Below are 444 nucleotides of genomic sequence, written 5' to 3'. Positions count from 1 at the left end.
ACGGCAAGGGGAAGAATGCGGACGGCACGCCGATGGACCAGTCTATCCAGCAGATGATTACCGTCCAGGCGGCTCAGCATTGGGGGATTGGCGAGGTCGGTACCGGGGTGGTATTTGTAAACAGCGAGCACATGGTCGTGGATCGTGACGGTCACTTGATACGCATCATTCATGTGAGAACAGTCCATGGTGACCCGGTGTATCTCAAGGATGACGGTACCTTCACGACGGACTCCCATGGTGGACGGCTACCGGCAGGCGTGGTGTTGCTGAATGATCGGGGTCTCGAGGTCGACGAACGGGGGCAACTAATAAATTGACCCTGGCCCACAAAACTGTCCCACTTGGAAGTGGAAAATTCCGGCATGACGATGTCATCGAGACTTGGAGGTCATGCCGTGAAGAAGAGCAAGTTCACCGAAGAGCAGATCGCATACGCGTTGA

At 55.4% G+C, this 444-nt stretch carries 1 protein-coding gene; it reads left to right on the top strand.

Annotated features, from left to right (window positions below; translation table 11 throughout):
* Positions 1-320, top strand: a 320-nt coding sequence (locus tag ACNQQL_RS36105; RefSeq protein WP_347069717.1) for a hypothetical protein, incomplete at its 5' end; no start/stop codon positions are given.
* Positions 321-444 lie beyond the last annotated feature (124 nt).

The organism is Burkholderia sp. LFS061 (assembly GCF_047978125.1).
Classification (GTDB): Bacteria; Pseudomonadota; Gammaproteobacteria; order Burkholderiales; family Burkholderiaceae; genus Burkholderia; species Burkholderia pyrrocinia_C.
The sequence above is the reverse complement of the archived record's forward strand: the minus strand, read 5'-3'. Positions and strand labels throughout refer to the sequence as shown.